Here is a 19,624-nt window from a genome sequence, read left to right on the forward strand (position 1 = left end):
GACGAGTTCATCGCAACGCTGAAGAAGCTTTTGTATCTTTTACCAATGTTGGCCTGGCTGTCGCTGATCTTCGACTTCTCGTCGCAGACGTATACGCAGCAGAGCATTATCCCGTTCATGCAGAAGCATATCCAGGAGCATCGCCTCCAGCAGGCCGTGCCGAATGTGACGATTCGCTACAATCATAGCGAGATTCGCGCGAAGACTGACCCGTACAAATTCGTCGAGTTTATTTTCCGCAAGGGCGCGCATCTGTTCATGTACTTCATGCTCGGATTGTTCGCGCATCTCGCACTATTGCCATGGGTGAAGCGGCTCATGCTGCGGGTCCCGTTGGCACTTCTGATCGTAGCTGTCTTTGCCAGTCTGGACGAGTGGAACCAATCGTTCACCGGGGATCGGACGCCGACGCCGCTGGATGTGCTGGTGGACCTGAGCGGGGCTGCTATAGGCCAGATTGTATTGTTAATCGCGATAGCTATATGGCTTAGAGTCAGGCGGCCGAGGAGCGGTCACATATACAGCTAACCCTGAGGTAACCGCAGATCGACGCTTCGCAATAGAAGTGCATATAACCCAGTGATCTCTCCGGCCACCACCGGCAGAGATCATTTTTATTTTGTGAGTGTGTCAATTTTATATAAATCTATGATCGGATGTAACTTTTTGTAGATTTATGAGTCTACTAATAGAGAGGGGCGTAGGTCCTGCACAAAATCTATGACAACATGGGAGCGTATATCTGACCAATGTCTGAATCGAAGTTGAATAGGTTGAGTGTCGCTAGAGTCGTATGTATACCGGTGCTGGCGGGGACGCTGGTGGTCACGTCGCTGACGGGCGGATTCGCCCAGGTAGCGCCGCTGAAGGCGGGGATTGCGTCGGCTGCGACGGCGGCGGTGACGTACAAGCTGGTGAAGCAGGATGAGGCGATGGTGACGTCGGGCGTGAAGCAGCTGAATTATAGCTGGGTGCCGTCGGATACGAAGAGGAACACGGAGCTCGTGCATGTGATGCAGATCGATCTGACGAATCCGTATGTGCAGATGAATGCGTTGACCGGGAAAAATGGCAGCGTCACGACCGGTCAATCGGTCGGGGCGATGACGAAGGCGGCGGGTGCGGTAGCCGGGGTGAACGGGGACGTATTCAATACGGGCTCCGCGAGCGAGGGCGCGCCGCTGGGTGCGGAGCTGGTGTCCGGGCAGCTGCTCGTCGCGCCGACGAAGCTGCAGGGCATGTACGCGTTCGCGCTGACGAAGGACAAGACGCCGCTCATCGATCAGTTCTCGTTCTCGGGAAGCGTGCAGGCGGCGGACGGGACGACATGGCCGCTGGCCGGGATGAACAACTCGTCGTACACGACGTACCCGGACAAGACGGTGAGTCACCTGAACGCGCTGTACATATATACGAGCGCCTGGACGGCGGCGCAGCGCCCGGCGAACAGCGGGACGACGCCGACGGAGGCGCTCGTCGTGGACGGCGTCGTGACCGAGGTGAGCGACGGCGTGCAGATCCAGACGCCGATCCCGGCGAACGGCTACATCCTGCGCGGGCACAAGGGCAAGGATTCGGGCAACTTCATACTGAACAGCCTGCAGGTCGGCACGAAGGTAACCAGCAATTATAATCTCGTATCGCAGACGAACGGCAAGACTTACAGCGAGAGCGACTTTCAGATGATCGTGAGCGGGCACACGCTGCTCATGGACGGCGGCAAGGCGTCGGCGTTCAGCCGTGATGTCAGCGGCGTCAGCGGCAATGGGGACCGCGCCCGCACCGCGGTCGCGTATTCCAAGGACGGCAAGACCGCGTACCTGGTCACAGTCGAGGCTTATGGCGCGCTGGACGGCGTCACGCTCGCGGACTTTCAGAAGATCCTGACGTCGCTCGGCGTCTGGAAGGCGGTCAACCTGGACGGCGGCGGCTCGACGACGATGATCACGCGGCCGCTCGGCGACACGGCGACGACGCTGGCGCATCCGACGACGTCGGGCACGTACCAGCGGGCGGTGGCCAACGGCATCGGCGTATTCACGACGGCGCCGGCCGGGGAGACCAAGGGCATCGCAGCGAGCGGGCCGAAGACGCTGTTCATCGGCGAGCAGGCGTCGTATTCGCTCAAGGCGTACGATACCTACTACAACCCGGTCGACCCGGCGGGCCTGACGCCGAGCTGGAGCGTGAGCGGCGGCATCGGCAGCTTCGCCGGCGGCGTGCTGACGGCAGCGAAGGCGGGCACCGGCGAGCTGACGGTCAAGGCCGGCGCTGCGAGCGACCGCGTGAGTCTCGAGGTCATCGGCGGCGCTCAGATCAACCGGCTGACCGTGACGCCGAGCACGACCGTGCTGGCGCCGGGCGGCACGATCACGGCCAAGCTGACGGCGACGCTCGCGGACGGACGCACGCTCGACGTGCCGGCAGGCTCCGTGAAGTGGGAGTTCAAGGGCTTCACGGCAACGGTCAGCGGCGGCGTCATCACGATCGGCAAGGTCGGGGACAAGACGGAGACCGGCTACGCGGTCGCGAGATACGACGGCTACTCGACGGCGTTCGCGCTGAGCGCAGGCTCGGAGCAGAGCTTCGAGACGTTCGAGAACGCGGCCTTCCCGGTTGCGTTCGACATGCTGCCGGCCGAGTCCAAGGGCACGGCCCAGATCGTGACGGGACTGCCGGAGCGCGAGGCGACCAAGGCGCTGCAGCTCACCTACGACTTCACGTCGAGCGCCGGCAAAAAAAGCTACGCATACGCAGTGTTGAACGGCAGCTCGGGCCTGCAGCTCCCGGGCAGTCCGAGCGCGCTGATCCTGGACGCGTACGGCGACGGCAGCGGCAACTACATGCGCGCCGAATTCAAGAACGCGGCCGGCAAGATCGTCTACGCCGACATCGCCCGCAAGATCGACTGGACGGGCTGGAAGCAATTCCATATCGATCTCGGGAGTCTGGAGAATATGTCCTACCCGGCGACACTGACGAAGCTGTATGTCGTCGACCTTGAGGAGGATCAGGACGAGCGCGCATTCACCGGCATGGTGGCGTTCGACAACCTGAAGCTGCAGTATCCCGCATCCACGGCGGCCGCTCAGGAGACCAATATCGTGCTGAAGCTGGGACAGAAGTCCGCGTCGGTGGACGGCAACAATGTCGCGCTCGACATCGCGCCGCTCGTGCTGGACGGGACGACGTACCTGCCGCTCCGGTTCGTGTCGGACGCGCTCGGCGGGCAGATTGCCTGGGAGGGGCAGTCCAAGAGAGCGACGGTGCTCGGCGGAGGCAAGCTGCTGGAGCTGTGGGCCGACAAGCCCGAGCTGATCAACACGGGCGTGCGCGAGGCTGCCGCTGCATCGCCGATTATCCGCAGCGGCAGAGTGCTGGTGCCCGTGCGCGTCGTCTCTACGGAGCTCGGCCGCAAGGTAGATTGGGACGCGAAGACCAAGACGATTACAATTCGCTAATCTTGCGTTAGGCGTCCTGGCAGACGCGTTCACGAGGCTCGCAAATATGGTATGATGGAGGCAATACCTTGTCTCCATCCATGCCATCCATGCCTGCCGAATCGGGGCGGGGAGCACTTGACGCGGGACAGTCCGGGGCGGATAACGCGGAGGGGAGTTGCTCGATTGGACTATCGGGTAGAACAGATCGATCGGGTAATACAGAATGCGATGCGCGTCATGGAAGACAGCAAGATGCAGGTGTTCGAGATCTGCGAGGCTGCCAGGCGCGAGCTGCTGTCGCTCGGACAGGAGCTGGAGAAGGTCCTGAAGGAGACATCGGCTACCATCGACAAGGTCGATGCCCTCGAACGCGACTACAAGCTCTCGCGCATCCGGCTCACCGAGGTGAGCAGGGACTTCGTTCGGTTCACGGAGAAGGATATTAAATCGGCCTATGAAAAGGCGACACAGCTGCAGTTGGACCTGACAGTCTACCGGGAAAAGGAAAACTATCTGAAGGCGCGGCGGGACGATCTGCAAGGCCGTGTCCGCAACGTAGAGATCTCTATCGAGCGGGCGGAGATGATCGGCTCTCAGATGAACGTCGTGCTCGATTATTTGTCCGGTGACCTGAACCAGGTCACGCGCATACTCGAGTCAGCCAAAAATCGCCAGCTTATCGGCCTCAAGATTATACTCGCCCAGGAAGAGGAGCGCAGGCGCATGGCCCGCGAGATCCACGACGGGCCGGCGCAGTCGCTCGCGAACCTCGTCCTGCGGACCGAGATCGCGGAGCGAATGCTCGATACGAGAGATCTGGAGCTCGTGCGCAGTGAATTGGTGGATTTGAAGACGCAGATCCGATCCGGATTGGGGGAGATACGCAAGATCATATTCAACCTTCGTCCGATGGCATTGGACGATCTCGGCCTTATCCCTACCCTTCGCAAGTTCGTACAGGACTTCGAGGAGCGCACCTCGATTCGCTCCGTCTTCGAGACGAGCGGCAGAGAGAAGCGCATCTCAACCGCGCTCGAAGCCGCGATGTTCAGGCTTGTCCAGGAGGCATTCAACAACGCCTTCAAGCATGCCGAAGCCTCGTACATGTCGCTGGATATCTCTTACCAGGACGAGACGATACGTATGGTCATCAAGGACAACGGCAAGGGCTTCCATACGGATCTGGCGGAGGCGCAGGCGAAGAAGTCGGCCAAGTTCGGTCTCATGGGCATGAAGGAGCGCGTGGACCTGCTGATGGGCGAGATCAACATCGATTCGGCGATCGGTCAAGGCACCACGATTACCATCCAAGTACCAATAAGAGCAGAGCTGCGGAAGGAGTTGGACATTAATGGAGAGTAAGCTTTCGAACACCGCCTCGGGCCGCAAGATTCAAGTCCTTCTTGCCGACGATCACCAACTGTTCCGCGAGGGACTGAAACGGATATTAAATATGGAGCCCGACCTTGAGGTCATCGGCGAATGCGGGGACGGCATCCAGGTGCTGGAATTCTGCAACAAGCAGAAGCCCGACGTTGTCCTGCTCGACATCAACATGCCGACGGAGAACGGCGTTGTCGCGACGGAGAAGCTGCGCGATATTTTCCCGGAGATCAAGGTCATCATCCTGTCCATCCACGACGACGAGAGCTACGTGTTCGAGACGCTGCGCAAGGGCGCCACGGGTTATCTGCTCAAGGACATGGAGGCGGAGTCGCTCGTCGACGCCATACGCACGGTGGCCAACGGACATGCCTACATTCATCCGAAAGTAACCGGCAAGCTCATCAACCAGCTGCGGAGAATGACCTATCTCGACGAGATCGGAGCCGCATCGGGCGCAGCGGCGAGCCGCGAGACGATCACCAAGTTCGTGCCGCGGGGCAACAACCCGCTCACCCGCCGCGAAGCCGAGGTGCTGCGCCTCATGGCGGAGGGCAAGAGCAACAAAAATATCGGCGAGAGCCTGTTCATCAGCGAGAAGACGGTCAAAAACCACGTCAGCAGCATTCTGCAGAAGATGGAAGTCGACGATCGTACGCAAGCCGTCATCAACTCGATCAAGTTCGGCTGGGTGACGCTGTAGGGCAACACGCAAGATCGGAATCATACATATGCACACGGCCCTGGCGCCGTCTGTTGATCTCAAGGATCATGCGGGCGGCGTATTTCTGTGGCTGGATGTTCGACAGAATACGTCGGACTCGGTCACTCTCTCTAAATACTAGTTGACAGGTCGGAATTATCGAATTATTATAAGTCCATAACGGCTGCTAGCCAACCGAATAAAATAGCTCCCGAGTCGACTGGACCGCCAGAGATTCAACCTGAAGCGCCTTTTCAAGGCGCTCCATGTTGGATCTTTTTTTATTCTCCAGCAGCGCCAATCATGTCCGAGAAGGGATGAAGTTGTATGAAAAAGAACCTCGCACTATCCAAGCTGTCGGTATCCGTCATCGCGGCCACTGTCGTATTCGGCGGTCTCACCTACGCGGCCGTATCGGCGAATCACAAGACCGAGGCGGCTGCGCCAGCGGTTGCCGAGCAGCAGGCAGCGCCCGCTGCGGCAGCTGCTGCGGCGCCAGAACAGCAGGCGGCACCCGCCGCGGCCGAGGCCGGGCAGCAAGCCGCCGCGCCTGCGGCCGACGCAGCGCCATCGGCCGGTGCGGCAGCGGCAGCGCCCGAAGCTACGGCTAACGCGGCGGGCGCACAGGCTCCGGTCCCGGAGGCCGCGAGCCAGCCCGCAGCGGCAGACGCCCCGGCAGCTGCCAACGCCGCCGTCGAGCAGGCCGACCTGCCGAAGAGCGAGCCGTCGGCCTCCGCAGGCGCCAAGCAGGCATCGGCCGCTCCTGCCGGCACAGCGAAGGCAACCTCCGCCTCCTCCGCCGGCGCTGGCACAGCAGCCGCGGCTGCTCCCGCCGAAAAGCCGGCGGCGACGTCCGCGCCGGAAGCTACCCCGGCTCCGACCGCGAAGCCGGCCGTCGCAGCAGCTGCCGCGAAGGCCAGCCCGACGCCGACGCCTACCGCCGAGCCCAAGGCTTCCGCGAAGGCAACCACTTTTGTCAAGAAAGTAGACGCGCCCAAAGCATCCGCATCCACTGCGGCCGCAGTTGGCACGGGCGCTTCGTCTTCTTCGTCTTCCACGAGCTCGTCTTCTTCCTCTTCGTCCTCTAACAGCTCGTCTTCCTCGGAGGAGATCTGCCCGCCGGAAGAAGAGATTTGCCCGTAATGCCGCGCTGGCGGGACCAGCTCCAGCTCCAGATGCAGATCCAACTCTAGCTCCGGCTCCGGCTCAAAACTAACTAACTTTTAATAGAAACGAGGCGTTTAGATTGAAATTGAAAGCCCAACGAATTCTGGCCCTGCTGCTCGCCGTGTTCGTGGCGCTCCCGGCGCTCGCGGCCCATGCGGCCGAAGCCGCGCCGGAAGGCGTCGTCGCATCGAACGGCGCCGGCGTCAGCCATTACGATTATTTCAGCGACGTCTACCCGTCGTTGAACAACGAATCGCATGTGTTTCAGACGGCGACCTATGAAGATATCGTCCAAATCTTCAAGACGCCGGGTACGTATGCCGTCGTATTCGGCGGCGCAGCGAACCCGTCCACCCAAGCGCAGCTCGCATACATCAATCAGGTGGCCAAGGAGAAGGGCATCGCGAAGGTATACAACTTCGATACCCGCCTCGACGGCAAGGACGATCTGGATATCGCGAACAGCGCCAATGCTTTTGCTTACAAGTATACCGATCTTATTAATACCTTCCTGCAAAATGCGCCAGAAGCGGCGAACGTGCAAAATCAAACCTACGTCTTTGTTTACAATAAAGACAACAGTGGCGGCCCGGTCGTCGCAAGCTACAAGAGCGGTTCGGTAGCGGCGGACTTCCAATCAGGCGGGACTGCGGATCAGTCCAAGATCAACGCGTACAAGTCGCAGATCCGCAGTTTGTTCGGCCAGGCAAGTGCGTACAGCACGATCAGCGCGTATGACCTGATTGCACCGGGCTTCAACCACAACGGTCCGTTTTACGCGCCGACGGCAGCCCCGATTTTCGACGAATCGGACAAAGACCTCGTGCTGGAGCATGTGACCTATGACGAGCTGCTGGGCATTCTGCGGAGCGAAGGCGACTACGTCCTGCTGTTCGGCGGCTCCTGGTGCCCGAATACGCAGGCGGCGATCAAGTACATTAACGAGTATGCGAAAAAGTACGGCGTCGATAAAGTGTACTTCTTCGATCCGCGCATCGATGCGGGCGTCGACGTGACCAAGCCTGAAGCGAACACGCACGACAATGACAAGCTGATGATTCGTGACAGCAAAAATGCTTTTGCATATCTGTACGTCGATCTGGCGAAGCAATACTTGACCAATCTGCGCGCAGAATACGAGACCAGAGCGACCTCGAATATTTCTTATACGAACGGCAGCGGCGCCAAGGTCGAAGCCATTCGCCTGCAGGTGCCCTACTTCTTCACTTACAACAAAGCCAATAAGGACGCGGACGGCAACGCAGCCCCGATCCTCGGTCATATTGAACTGATGTACGGCTGGGGGGATACGTCCAAGAAGGATGCGGACCCGACCAAGTCCTATCAGAATTACATCGAAGCGCTGAACAGCGTGCTGTCCCGGACCGAGTCGCTGCCGAGCGGACTGGTCGGCGTAGCGCCTTCCCAGTTCGGCGGCACGGACGGCCGGATCGACGGTGTCGACCAGAAGGCGCTGGAGTACAAGAAGGCTTCGGACACCGAGTATACGGCCGCATCGGGTACATCGATCTGGCGGCTCGCACCGGGCGATTATGACGTGCGGTACAGCTCGATCTTCGGCGCGCAAAAGAAGAATTCGTCGACGAAAAGCTACGACAAAATCGTTTACAAGCCGGGTCAATCCGTGCGCATCACGGTGCCGCAGAACACGACGCCGCTGCAGCTCCAGGCCCCGCAAGGCCTGAAGGGAGTTGCAACGTCTGTAGAGACGTCCGTGTACGGCGGCCAGATCACCGGCACGGCAGCGGGTCAAGAGTACAAGAAGGTCGGCGCCGATGCATATCTGACCGCACCTGTGCCGTCCATCACGGGACTTGTCTACGGCGACTATCTCGTGCGCAACAAGGCCAGGGACGGCATCAACGCCAGCCCGGATACGCTCGTGACCGTACCGAAGTTCGGACAACAATCCGCGCCGGCCGGGCTCGAAGGCGTGGCACCGAGTGCGCCGGGCCTTAAGGACGGCCATATTACAGGTGTTACGACAGGCTTGGAATACAAGGATGCATCGGTGGCGTCCGCAGTGTATACGAAAATCGAAGGCAACGGCACAGACGGCGTGCTGACCGGCCTCGAGCCGGGCACTTACACGCTGAGATACGCTGCGACTGATTCGCTGGTCGTCGGCCCGTCGGTCGAAGTCGTCGTACCGACGAAGCTGGAGCAGGCCGCTCCGACCGGTCTTGAAGGCGTAGCACCTACGAGCTCGGCGAACGACAACGGCAAGATTGCCGGCGTGAACGCAGATCTGGAATACCGGGCGCACGGCGCTGTGGCGTATACGCCGGTGACCGGCACCGTGATTGAAGGGCTTGCCGCGGGTAAGTATCATGTGAGAGCCGCCGCCAAGCCGGGCTACTATGCGAGCGCGGACGTAGAGGTTGTCGTGCCGGCATACGAGGCGCCTTACATCCCGCCAGCATCCGCTACGCAGACGCCGGCGCCGACGACGGCTCCGGGGAATACGCAGTCGCCTGACGGCAAGACGATCGTCTCCGCGACGCTCGCGTCGAAGACCGACGAGGCGACCGGTCTGACCTCGGCATCCGTCACGGCGAGTGCAGTCTCGGGTCTGGTCGATGGTGCGAAGCAAGCCGAAGCTGCCGGCAAGCCCGCAGTCATCGAGCTGAAGATCGAGGCGGGCGCAGGCACGAAGTCGGCGCTGCTGAGCATTCCGCGCGATGCACTCAAGGCGATTGCGGGCGCGACGCAGGCCGAAGTCAGAATTAACTATGCGGGCTTCGGGGCGATCACCTTCGACGCCACAGCCTTCGCAAGCCTCGGCGCCGCCGAGGGCACGGGCGACATCGCTGTCCAGATCACCAAATCCGAGCTTACCGACGAAGGCAAGGAGGTGCTTGGGGATCGTCCGGTTTACGACCTGGCCGTCACTGCAGGTGAAGCTAACGTATCCGTATTCGGCGGCGGCAATGTACACGTGAGCCTGCCGTATTCGCTGAAGAGCGGAGAGTCGGCGCACGCCGTCGTCGTCTACTATGTGAACGAAAAGACAGGCGAGCTGGAGACGGTGCGCGGCAAGTTCAATGCGGCATCGGGTCAAGTCGACTTCACGACGACGCACTTCTCGCAATACATTATCGGCTATAACAAGGTGAGCTTCGCGGATGTCGCCGATGCCTCCTGGTATGCGGACGCGGTCGGCTTCCTGGCTGCGCGGAGCATCACGACCGGCACGGGTGCCGAGCTCTACAGCCCGAACGCGAACGTGACGAGAGGCCAGTTCGTCACCCTGCTGCTCAAGGCATACGGCATCGCCCCGGTTGCGGGCGCGACGGACAACTTCGCAGATGCGGGCGCCAAGTATTACACCGAATATTTGGCGGCAGCCAAGCATCTGGGCATCGCGACCGGCACGGGCGACAACAAGTTCGCGCCGGACAGCAACATCTCGCGCCAAGAGCTGTTCACGCTGCTCTACCGCGCGCTCGGTGCGATCGGCGAGCTGCCGTCTGCCAAGACGGATGCGACGCTCACCGCATATAGCGATGCGGGCGACATCTCGGGCTATGCGAGAGATGCATCCAAGTCGTTCGTAGAGAGCGGCGTCATCACGGGCAGCGGAGGCAAGCTGGATCCGTCCGGCGCGGCGACCCGCGCACAGGTTGCGCAGGTGCTGTTCAACCTGCTCGCCAAGTAAGCAAGCGATAGAACACGAATAGCAAGCAGCGGGAATGGGCGGCCTCCGGTCGTCCATTCCGCCCGTGTCGACACGGATGCGCGAGGAGCATGCGAATGAACAAAAAATGGATCGTGTTCGGCGCCGCGGCCATCCTGCTCGCAGCAGCCATGTACGTCTCGAGCAGCTTCAGCGAAGACGGCAGCTACGCGCAGGTCAGGCAGGAGCGGCAGACGCTGCTCGGCGGGCGGGATAGCGGCGAAGTATCTAATGCAGGTGTCGGCAGCTCTGCGCTTCACGATGAGGCCGACAGCTCTGCGCATGGCGATTTTGCAGGAGGTTCGTCGCGTGGCGATCAAGCAGGAGATTCGGCGCGTGGCGATCAAGCTGGTGGTCCTGCAGACGTTCCGGCAGCGGACGAGGCGCTCGAGGAGGCGCCCGACTTTACGTTGACGGATCTGGACGGCAACACGGTCTCGCTCCGGGATCTGAGAGGCAAGACCGTCTATCTGAACTTCTGGACAACGTGGTGCAAATGGTGCAAAAAAGAAATGCCGGCCATGAAGCAAGTTTATCAGGCGTTCGAGGACAAGAACCTGGCGATTGTAGCCGTCGATATTGGCGAAGACCGAGAAGAAGTCGCCTCGTACATCGCCAAGGGCAGTTACCCTTTCCAGGTGCTGCTCGATTCGGACAAAAGCGTCTCCGAGTCTTACCGGGTGACCTCCATCCCCGTCTCCGTGTTCGTGGACAAGGAAGGCCGCGTCGCCTATCGCAAGCTCGGTACGATGAAGGAAGACGAGATGCGGGCCGTCATCGCATCGCTCGTCCAATGAAGTTTGACCGCAATCACATTAATCGGGAAGAGAAGAGATGATAACCCTATGAACAGCGTAGACAACAACCTGCTCTCCGCCATCGAGACGAATTGGTACAGCTTCGTCGTTGCGATCTTCGTTTTCTTTATTTTATACTTTATGGCCAAAAAGCGCGTCGGCTTCGGCATTCGCGTGCTCACGGGCCTGGCGCTGGGTCTGCTTGCGGGTATTATGCTGCAAAATCTGGATCTGGACACGAAGGCAATCACGACATTCGGCAGCATCTACGTCAGCCTCATCAAGATGCTCGTCATCCCGCTCGTATTCGTCCTTGTGCTGAACAGCATCGCTTCGCTCACGAGTCTCGAATATTTGCGCAAGATCGGCTTCAAGACATTCGCCTGGTTCCTCGGCACCACGGGCGTAGCTTCCATCATCGGACTGGTCATCGCCCTGCTGTTCAATCCGGGCAAGGGCATTCAGCAAGCGGTGCCGGAAGGCTTCGCGGCGCGCGAGATTCCGACATTCTCGCAGGTCATCCTTGACCTCGTGCCCTCCAACCCGGTGCTGGAGGCGGCCAACGGTAAAGTCGTGCCCGTACTCATCTTCGCATTGTTCATCGCCGTCGCCATCATCAAGGTCGGCTCGCGGAACGCAGAAGCCGTCCGTCCAGTCCGCGAATTGATCTCGTCACTGACGCAGGTGCTGCATCAGGTCGTCAAGTTCATCATCCGCCTGACGCCCTACGGTGTCTTCGCGCTCATCGCAGGCATCACGGCCAAGTACGGTTGGGAAACGCTGCAAGAGCTCGGAAGCGTCATCGTCACCTCCTATGTGGCGTTGATCATCCACTTCGTGCTCGTGTTCGGCGGTCTCGTGCTGCTTGTGGCTAGAGTAAACCCGCTTCGTTTCTTCAAAAAAATCTATCCGACGATCGCCGTCGCCTTCACGACGCGCAGCAGCTTCGCCGTGCTGCCGGTCAATCTCGAAGTTATCACCAAGCGTCTGCACGTGTCCGAGAAGATCGCCAGCTTCGTCGCACCGCTCGGCGCCTCCGTCAACTTCAACGGCTGCGGCGGCATCTGGCCTGCGATCGTAGCGGTGTTCACCGCCCAGGTGTACGGCATCGACCTGACCGGAACCGACTACATCGTCCTCGTGCTCGTCAGCATCATCTCCTCGATCGGCGTCGCGGGCGTGCCTGGACCGGCTGTCATTTCGACAACCGTCGTACTGACCGCGCTCGGGCTGCCGCTCGAAGGCATCGGCATCGTCGCCGGCGTCGAAGCGCTCATCGACATGGGCCGCACCGCCGTCAACGCGACCGGCACCACCGTCACCAGCTTGCTCGTGGCCAACTCCGAGGGCGAGTTCGACCGCGAAGCGTTCAATCAGACTGAGGACGAGGATCTGGTGCTGAATCCGACATAAGTACTTGCATGTAACGTATGTGTCCACATCACTCGGTACACATGCATACGCGGCTATGAGCGTGTTCAGCTACTCCCACTCCCTCTCTCTACAACATCAAAATGACCGTCAGGGTGATTTCCCCTGGCGGTTTTATATAGATCATGCCTTCCGCCTCGGCGTAAATTTACTCATCGCGGGCAATGTGCCGAGCATTCCCGCCGTTCGACCAGCCATCGCCGATGCGCCCGTACTGCACAACAGGGTTTGCCGACCTTTTCGGGCCTTATCCCTTTCGCTCAGTCCGGGCCCCGCGATCATCCCCTTTTCCTCCTTTTCGGGGCTCATCCCGCTCGCTCAACGAATTTCCAGGGAACAATTGACAACCGCTTTTGTCACCATTTAAAATGGGAACAAATGTTCCTTTTTGGAGGCGTGACCTATGCTGTTGATCGATCTGCCTGCAGGTTCCTGGGAGTCGTGGACGGAGGCGCAGTGTGTCGAAGCGCTGTACCAGGCGCGCTGGCCGCACGGCTTTCGTTGCCCGGATTGCAACTACGCGCACTGCTCGGTCCTCCGGACGCGCAAGTATCCGCTCTACATCTGTTCCTCCTGCAAGCGGCAGACGTCGATCACGGCAGGCACGGTGATGCATGGCACGCGCACGCCGCTTCGGCTGTGGTTCCGGGCGATGCTGTGGGTGGCGGAGGAGGGCACATCCGTCGAGCTGGCGGAGATTCTCCAAGTGACCTACAAGACGGCATGGCTGATCGGTCACAAGCTGCGCGACGCGCTGACGCAGGAGGCGGAGGGGCAGCAGCTCACAGGTGCAGTGGCGGTTACGGGCGGCATCTACGGATTCAAGTGGTATTCGGGCGGCAGCCTGCATATGAAGCCCGAGCATCAGCCGGTCGTGATCGGCGCGGCGATGGACGATAACGAAGAGCTGCTCGAGATCAAGATGGAGCATATGGACCGGAGCGTGACGGGCAACTCGCGGCTGCTGGGCCGGTTCGTGTACGAGGAGTTCGCGGAGCACCATGCGCCGGAGAGCGTGAAGTCGATGAAAATGTACCCCTACTATGGAGTCAAGAGCCTGAAGCCGCTGTCGGCGCTACTTCGGCATGCGATGAATTGGTTCGACCACAAGCTGCAGGGGATCGGACCGAAGTATTTGCAGGCGTATTTAAACCATCAATCGTTTGTGTTCAACATATCGAGGCGCGGCAGCAACCAAGTGCTCGGGCATCTGCTGCACCTGTGCGGGACGCGGCGGACGGTGACCTGCCGTCAACTGACGAGGCGGTGTCTGCAGCTGCGGGTCAGCAAGTGGAGAAAGTTTTTAAGCGTTTGTTAGCAGAGGCACTTCAGATCGTTACTGTCTGCAGCCATCTTTCTCTTAACCAGTAATTCTAAGTAATACGATGCCTGTAACACAAAGAAACCAATACGAATATCAACATACGCTCCCGCGCATTGAACCCAGGGGATAAGCGCTGAAAAATTACATGATGCCTTTAAGTCGAAGGAAGCAACGCGAACACCAACACGAACACCAACGCGAACACCAACACCAACACGAACACGAACACCAACACACGCGCACGCGCATTGAGTGAAGGGGATAAGCGCCGAAAAGTCATGAAAGCGCATATAGATCACTCCCCACCTGAGCGAAGGGGATAAGCCTCGAAAAGGAAAAAAAGCTTATATACCTCACGCGTCCTGCCACCGTGCCAACGATTCAGGTGTCCTACGAGCGGCCGTCATTCGATTGGATTATCAGAAGCTGGTTTCCAGGTCCGTCTGCTCCCGCGATTGATTCGTAACCGCCGTTCCCGGTGCGGCATATATTGTCGCATAGCAGAGCGGCCGGTCCGGCGAAGCGCGTTTCGCCCGGACGCAAGCGACATAGGCCGCCGACGACGAGGAGGTGGCCGACATGATCGCGATGCTGCTGTGGATCGCCGGTTGCTACGCGGTAGCCGCGGCCTGCGCATACCGTCTGTTGAGGCGAAGGAAGCAAGCCGGACGACGGCATTATGTGATCGTCGCGTGCAATCACGAAGATCAGATCGAGTGGGTGATCCGGTCGCTTCGATACCAGGGCAGTTTGTCGGGAACGGATATCGGTATTACTGTATTGCTGGAGCCAGATGCGGTAGACGGAACCGCCTCGATCGTGGAGAAACTGGTGCGCACGGAATCCGGCGTCAGCCTGATTCGACAACTTCCCGAAGCGGGTGAAGAGGTCGCGGCAGGCAAGCTGCGTTGGGAGCAGGCAAAGTCCGCTTATGCCGAAGCCTGGACCGGTCCGGATACGGTATGGATGGAGCTGACGCGCAGCGGGGACGAGGCGGGTGCGAGCCAGACTGAATTGACATCGGCGTCCGATCGTTTACAATAAGATTAATGAATAACGACGAGTGAAGCACACTCGCTTGCGGCCCTACGCGGCCGAGGCGGTGTGCTTTTTTTGCGTTTGGACGCAATCATTCGGGGACTGGGAGATGAGAGGATGAAGGCTTGGGTGTATGCGGTGAGACTGGCAGCCGGTTGGCAGGCTCGGTTTACGGTCGCGTGGGAGATCGACGAAGCATACTGGCTGGATCTGGACTATAGAAAAGGCGCAATGGAAGCATGGGGGGATTGCGGCATGGCACGGAGCATTGGAGAACGGCAGGCTGCGGTAGAGGACCCCTCAGTATTTCCTACGGAACGCGCAGAGGTCATGATCAGGCTGGAGCGAATGCTGCCGCTCGGCGAGGCCGAAGAAGGATGCGAACGTCTTCAAGCGAAGCTGCGAAAGGCGTTCTCTGGGCGCAACAGCCAGCATCGGGAGCGCGGTGAACAATCGGCCAAGAGCGAGATTCTATCGGTGGGCGAATGGCTCCGGGATTTGGCGGGTGCAGGGGAGCGGGAAGACGCTGCAAGCGTTCGGCAGCGGTACACGCTTGAGGGGCTCCGATTGGCTGGGCGTTCACAATCGCTGCCGCTCGCTTCGACCGGGGACTGCCGTGGGAAGAATGATATGAAGCAGGCCTTCGAAGTGCTGTACGCCGCTTCGGCGCTGGCGAGATCGGCGTCAGAGGTGGAGCGCAGGCGCGCGACCGGCCGGGACCATGCTTTGCGGGTGAAGCAGGCTGTGCCGCTAATCGAGGGACGCGCACTTCTGCGGGAGGAGGCCACCGCATTGCTGACCGAGCTGATGCCGTCAGGCTACGTTGTCGAGGGAGCGGCCGCTCGGGTGGGTTCGTCGCTCGCGATTGCACGAGGAGACGTGATCGGAGCAGGTCCGGCTGCTCCTGCCGCCGGACCCGCGGCGTATGGCAGTGTCGGGATCAATACCGTTCCGACACTGCGAACGCCAGTTGCCGACGCAGCTTCGCCTAGCGACGGCAGCACGCTCGCGCTGCTGCAGCTGGGCGCGCTGCTCGGCGCCGTGCGCCTCGCGGCGGCCGTCGCTCCGCAGCCGGCCAACCGCCGCAGGCCGCAACAGCGCTGTAGGCGCTGCGGCAGCGGCGAAGCCGCCCTCAGGCGCACGCCCTGCGCCTCCTGCGGCAGCAGCGGCTGCGCCGTATGCGAGGCCTGCCTGGCGCTGGGCCGCAGCCGCGCCTGCGGTCTGCTCGTGCGCGGCACAGCGCCCGCGGCTTCGCCGCTGCGGTCGCCGCAGGCGGAGCGCCTCCCGCAGGCGGCGGACATTTGCGCGCGCTGGGGCTTAAGTCCCGCGCAGCGCGCCGCCTCCGAGCAGGCCGTGGAGTTCCTGCTGAGCGGCGGAGAACGCGCGTCTGTCCCGCATACGCCGGCATCCGCCGCCCGGGCCAGCGTGGCCGTTCCTCATGCCCCGGCGCACACAGAAACGCCGGCGCCCGCAGCCTGGCTCCGTCAGCTTGCCGCCTCATTTATCCGCGGCTACGGGGGGCGGGGCGTTCCCTCCGACGATCCGATGGCGATCCAGCCCCGCTCTTTTCTGCTCTGGGCCGTCACGGGAGCCGGCAAGACAGAGATGATATTTCCAGTAAATAAAAATCCCTTATAATAAAGGGATAGTAAAGCCTGTTATTATTGATTTGCTCACATTGTGACCACTTTGCTCATGAGTTTGCTGAACTTGTCCGCTGCACCTTTTTTCATTTCTTTCGTAACATGGAGGTATATTTCTCGCGTTGTTTTATCGTCCTTATGTCCGAGACGTTCCATTATTTCAGGCAGGGCCGCGCCAGCTTCCGCCAAAAGAGTTGTGTGGGTGTGTCGAAGTGAGTGGGGGGTTAGATCGGATTTCATATTCGCAGCTTCAAGAATTTTTTTCATGCGCTCTTCGGGCCCTTTTTGCACATCGGGATAACCAGGGTAACGCCCTCGCATGTTAGGGAAAACAAAGTCGCCTTCATACCACTTGTTTCTATATTTCATTTTCGTTTTATTCAACAGCGAGCGTTGTGACTCCAGCACCAATTTTATTGTTTTGTCGAATTCTATAACGCGAATCCCGGCTGCTGTTTTGGGAGGGACCAGACCGAATTCCCGCACGTTGTTCCTGTTGTTTTGATACGTCTTTGTAACCGACAATGTATGTTCCTCGAAATTTATATCCTTCCACTTCAACGCAAGCAGCTCGCCGATCCTAATTCCGGTGTATGCCAGAATCATGAAAACATGATAATCCTTGTCTATTCCGAACGCCTTGCATGCGTTCAAAAACTTAGCCAGCTCTTCCTTTTCCATATACTTAGGCAGGCTGGAACCATTTTCAATTTCCTCTACAGTTTTTTGTTTTCTCGGGACTTTTGAATATTTTGTCGGATCTGATTTTAGCAACTCAAGCTCCAATGCTCTTCGAAATATCATCTTTGCCGTTGCGTGAGTGCTAATTATCGTTTCATCCGAGTACTTCTTTTTTAAATCGATAAGCATGTTTTGGTAATCCATTCTCGAAATGTCCCTTAAGCGAGCTTCCCCGAAGTAAGAATTTAGTTTATTGATTCGCCCCTTTCTTACGGTCACGCTTCCGGGCTTAACGGCCCCTGTAGCTTCGTAAAACTCCAGCCACGACTTACTAAATTCTTTAAAAGTGAATGTTGTATTCTTTACAAAATTTCCGTCCGCCACTTCGGTTTCGGCACGAGCTGCGGCAGACTTAGCTTCCTCTTTTGTGCGGAACCCTGATTTGGTCTCTTGTCTTCTTTCGCCGGTCGCGGGGTTGCGCCCAATGTCTATTGTGTAAGACCAGGTCTTCCCGCGCTTTCGGATATATGCCATGATTATTCCCCCTTAAGCGGCTTGAAATGCCCCATGTAAACTCCGCAAACTTTAATCTGATTGGGCACCACCTCGATAGTGTTATAATCTTCATTCTCAGGGGAGAGTTTGATCGCGCTTGATTCATCGGACCACCTGATCCTCTTTAGCGTCCCATCTTCTTGATTGTTTATAAGCACGGCTACGATTTGCCCGTTATGTTCCGCCCAGTCAGCATGTTTTAGAAATACAATGTCGCCATCGTCAATGCCGGCCCCGATCATCGAATCTCCTTTTACGCGCAAGGCATAATCAGGCTGCTTTGCATTCATAAAAGGATAGTGAATGTAATCTTCTACATTAGATTCGGCAAGCATACCGTCGCCGGCGCAAATAGTGCCGATCATCGGAATACAACGGGGTACAGCGGTAGCTTCTCTATTGAGGTTGGCGATATCCGTAGTTTGAACTTTAAGGGCATCCGCAATTAAATTAAGGTTTCCGAATGATACGAGCGTCTTGGCGTTGACGTAGTCGGAAATTGTACTCGTAGGCAAACCGGTTTTTTCGGCCAGCGCGGTCTGGCTCATTCCGCGAGATCTCAAAAGTCCTTTTAGGTTAACTGCCGCTTCTTCCATTACCTTCTTTTCAAAGTCCGAATACGCCTTGCGTGCCAATTGGAACACTCCTATAAAATCCGATTTTTCCTAACTGATTCTGATTATATCCGATTAAATCAAAAATTAAAAGCTTTTTGCGTAATTATTCGGTTGACATTCCGATTTAATCGGATTATTCTATATTCACGGGAGGTGAACATATGCCGGAATACAAGGTCACCTGGAGAGCCGCCCGTGTAAATGCGGGCTATACCTTAAAGGAGGTTGCCAATCTAACGGATCGTAGCATCGATACCATCCACAGGTATGAAAGGGATTCCAGAGACATCCCCTTCGATCTGATGGGGCAATTGCTGTCGTTGTATTCAGTTCCGCAGGACATGGTTTTTTGCGGCAAAGAGTCCGATTTAATCGGAATCAGAAAAATAATTCCGGCTTAATCGAATACCGAGGTGAGCGCATGAAGAATCCATCTTTTGCAAAACTCGAAGATTTACCGGATGTATGTACTCCGCAAATGGCTGCTAGCTATCTTGGGGTTTCGAGGCAGTACATCTACGAACTGTGTCAACTTACGCCGGCGCTCGGCGGGTTGCCGAGTTACCAAATCGGGAAAAATCGGCGAATCGAGAAGGAAGATTTATTGAAGTGGAAGGAAGCGCGGCGTCAGGAAGGCGCCGATCGCTTCGCCCAATGAAAGGAGAGATAAAGGGGAATGGAAAAAATCAAATTCCTCGCCCGCTTACGTCGCAAGTCCGACGGCGTAATCTTCCCCGGCGAATTCGAGGCTGAACGCGACCTGGAAGCAGCTCTATGGGCGGCGAATCACAAGTATGGGGACAAGCATGCAATCATCGCTGTTTATCCAAAGGATCACCACTTGCGTGTTAACTTTCCGGATCGTTTGCCAATCGGAGACTAAAGGGGGACAAGCCCATGAAACTCGCATTAACCGGAACCCCGGTCATGGAGAACGCAAGCCACATCATCATGCAAGAAGGCGAAGCGACGGTAACGTACAGCCGGCAGTATTACAGGCTCTCCGAAGAGACTTCTGGCGCGGGCGAACCGATTGCCATTCACATGACGGACAAGCTGCCGCTGCAACTCTCCGGCAACGATCTCGGACATCGTATCGCTGTTCCGGTGATTACATGACGACCGCAGCATTTCTAATCGGATTC

At 58.4% G+C, this 19,624-nt stretch carries 17 protein-coding genes; 15 read left to right on the top strand and 2 right to left on the bottom strand.

Annotated elements, in window-relative coordinates:
- Positions 1–30 precede the first annotated feature (30 nt).
- The 11 genes from VQ071_RS07550 (at position 31) to VQ071_RS07600 (ending at position 16,621) form a co-directional block, all read left to right on the top strand.
- The gene (locus tag VQ071_RS07550; protein WP_340513290.1) at positions 31–528 is read left to right on the top strand and encodes a VanZ family protein; all 498 of its coding nucleotides are present in this window, start codon (positions 31–33) and stop codon (positions 526–528) included.
- Positions 529–773: 245 nt separating this feature from the next.
- The gene (locus VQ071_RS07555) at positions 774–3,461 is read left to right on the top strand and encodes a stalk domain-containing protein (RefSeq protein ID WP_340513291.1); all 2,688 of its coding nucleotides are present in this window, start codon (positions 774–776) and stop codon (positions 3,459–3,461) included.
- 165 nt (positions 3,462–3,626) lie between these two features.
- Positions 3,627–4,805: a sensor histidine kinase gene (locus tag VQ071_RS07560; RefSeq protein WP_340513292.1), complete on the top strand. Its 1,179-nt coding sequence runs from the start codon at positions 3,627–3,629 to the stop codon at positions 4,803–4,805.
- Positions 4,795–5,529 carry a response regulator transcription factor gene (locus VQ071_RS07565; RefSeq protein ID WP_340513293.1) on the top strand — a complete coding sequence of 245 codons (735 nt, stop codon included), beginning with the start codon at positions 4,795–4,797 and terminating at the stop codon, positions 5,527–5,529. The genes VQ071_RS07560 and VQ071_RS07565 overlap by 11 nt, the downstream gene beginning before the upstream one ends.
- A 327-nt stretch (positions 5,530–5,856) precedes the next feature.
- Positions 5,857–6,672 carry a hypothetical protein gene (locus VQ071_RS07570; protein WP_340513294.1) on the top strand — a complete coding sequence of 272 codons (816 nt, stop codon included), beginning with the start codon at positions 5,857–5,859 and terminating at the stop codon, positions 6,670–6,672.
- A 103-nt stretch (positions 6,673–6,775) separates the two neighbouring features.
- A complete protein-coding gene (locus VQ071_RS07575) occupies positions 6,776–10,375 on the top strand; it encodes an S-layer homology domain-containing protein (RefSeq protein WP_340513295.1) in 3,600 nt (1,199 codons plus the stop codon).
- Positions 10,376–10,470: 95 nt separating this feature from the next.
- Positions 10,471–11,190 (top strand): TlpA family protein disulfide reductase, encoded by a 720-nt coding sequence (locus tag VQ071_RS07580; RefSeq protein ID WP_340513296.1) that lies wholly within the window; start codon positions 10,471–10,473, stop codon positions 11,188–11,190.
- A 48-nt stretch (positions 11,191–11,238) separates the two neighbouring features.
- Positions 11,239–12,603 (top strand): dicarboxylate/amino acid:cation symporter, encoded by a 1,365-nt coding sequence (locus tag VQ071_RS07585; RefSeq protein WP_340513297.1) that lies wholly within the window; start codon positions 11,239–11,241, stop codon positions 12,601–12,603.
- A 421-nt stretch (positions 12,604–13,024) separates the two neighbouring features.
- Positions 13,025–13,939 (top strand): IS1595 family transposase, encoded by a 915-nt coding sequence (locus VQ071_RS07590; RefSeq protein WP_340513298.1) that lies wholly within the window; start codon positions 13,025–13,027, stop codon positions 13,937–13,939.
- 585 nt (positions 13,940–14,524) lie between these two features.
- On the top strand, positions 14,525–14,989 hold the full coding sequence (locus VQ071_RS07595) for a hypothetical protein (RefSeq protein ID WP_340513299.1): 465 nt from the start codon (positions 14,525–14,527) through the stop codon (positions 14,987–14,989).
- A gap of 111 nt (positions 14,990–15,100) precedes the next feature.
- Complete coding sequence (locus tag VQ071_RS07600; protein WP_340513300.1) at positions 15,101–16,621, top strand: hypothetical protein; 1,521 nt, start codon at positions 15,101–15,103, stop codon at positions 16,619–16,621.
- Positions 16,622–16,656: 35 nt separating this feature from the next.
- Here VQ071_RS07600 and VQ071_RS07605 read toward each other — a convergent pair whose 3' ends face one another.
- Both VQ071_RS07605 and VQ071_RS07610 read right to left on the bottom strand, forming a co-directional pair.
- Complete coding sequence (locus tag VQ071_RS07605) at positions 16,657–17,841, bottom strand: site-specific integrase (protein ID WP_340513301.1); 1,185 nt, start codon at positions 17,839–17,841, stop codon at positions 16,657–16,659.
- A 2-nt stretch (positions 17,842–17,843) separates the two neighbouring features.
- Positions 17,844–18,497, bottom strand: coding sequence for a LexA family protein (locus tag VQ071_RS07610; RefSeq protein WP_340513302.1), 654 nt, complete (start codon positions 18,495–18,497; stop codon positions 17,844–17,846).
- 143 nt (positions 18,498–18,640) lie between these two features.
- Here VQ071_RS07610 and VQ071_RS07615 point away from each other — a divergent pair, with 143 nt between their 5' ends.
- From VQ071_RS07615 to VQ071_RS07630, 4 genes are read left to right on the top strand one after another with little or no spacing between them, the layout of a single operon-like run.
- Entirely contained in the window at positions 18,641–18,880 is a 240-nt protein-coding gene (locus tag VQ071_RS07615; RefSeq protein WP_340513303.1) for a helix-turn-helix domain-containing protein, read from the top strand.
- A gap of 20 nt (positions 18,881–18,900) precedes the next feature.
- On the top strand, positions 18,901–19,137 hold the full coding sequence (locus VQ071_RS07620) for a helix-turn-helix domain-containing protein (protein ID WP_340513304.1): 237 nt from the start codon (positions 18,901–18,903) through the stop codon (positions 19,135–19,137).
- 18 nt (positions 19,138–19,155) lie between these two features.
- The gene (locus VQ071_RS07625) at positions 19,156–19,362 is read left to right on the top strand and encodes a hypothetical protein (protein WP_340513305.1); all 207 of its coding nucleotides are present in this window, start codon (positions 19,156–19,158) and stop codon (positions 19,360–19,362) included.
- Positions 19,363–19,376: 14 nt separating this feature from the next.
- A complete protein-coding gene (locus VQ071_RS07630) occupies positions 19,377–19,598 on the top strand; it encodes a hypothetical protein (protein WP_340513306.1) in 222 nt (73 codons plus the stop codon).
- Positions 19,599–19,624 lie beyond the last annotated feature (26 nt).

Source organism: Cohnella sp. 56 (assembly GCF_037963805.1).
Lineage (GTDB): Bacteria > Bacillota > Bacilli > Paenibacillales > Paenibacillaceae > Cohnella.

Excerpts from the sequence above, each read along its gene's own strand:
- VQ071_RS07570 (WP_340513294.1), top strand. The coding sequence starts at position 5,857 with ATGAAAAAGAACCTCGCACTATCCAAGCTGTCGGTATCCGTCATCGCG.
- VQ071_RS07620 (WP_340513304.1), top strand. The coding sequence starts at position 18,901 with ATGAAGAATCCATCTTTTGCAAAACTCGAAGATTTACCGGATGTATGT.
- VQ071_RS07590 (WP_340513298.1), top strand. The coding sequence starts at position 13,025 with ATGCTGTTGATCGATCTGCCTGCAGGTTCCTGGGAGTCGTGGACGGAG.
- VQ071_RS07585 (WP_340513297.1), top strand. The coding sequence starts at position 11,239 with ATGAACAGCGTAGACAACAACCTGCTCTCCGCCATCGAGACGAATTGG.
- VQ071_RS07615 (WP_340513303.1), top strand. The coding sequence starts at position 18,641 with ATGCCGGAATACAAGGTCACCTGGAGAGCCGCCCGTGTAAATGCGGGC.
- VQ071_RS07600 (WP_340513300.1), top strand. The coding sequence starts at position 15,101 with ATGAAGGCTTGGGTGTATGCGGTGAGACTGGCAGCCGGTTGGCAGGCT.
- VQ071_RS07625 (WP_340513305.1), top strand. The coding sequence starts at position 19,156 with ATGGAAAAAATCAAATTCCTCGCCCGCTTACGTCGCAAGTCCGACGGC.
- VQ071_RS07605 (WP_340513301.1), bottom strand. The coding sequence starts at position 17,841 with ATGGCATATATCCGAAAGCGCGGGAAGACCTGGTCTTACACAATAGAC.
- VQ071_RS07595 (WP_340513299.1), top strand. The coding sequence starts at position 14,525 with ATGATCGCGATGCTGCTGTGGATCGCCGGTTGCTACGCGGTAGCCGCG.
- VQ071_RS07630 (WP_340513306.1), top strand. The coding sequence starts at position 19,377 with ATGAAACTCGCATTAACCGGAACCCCGGTCATGGAGAACGCAAGCCAC.
- VQ071_RS07565 (WP_340513293.1), top strand. The coding sequence starts at position 4,795 with ATGGAGAGTAAGCTTTCGAACACCGCCTCGGGCCGCAAGATTCAAGTC.
- VQ071_RS07580 (WP_340513296.1), top strand. The coding sequence starts at position 10,471 with ATGAACAAAAAATGGATCGTGTTCGGCGCCGCGGCCATCCTGCTCGCA.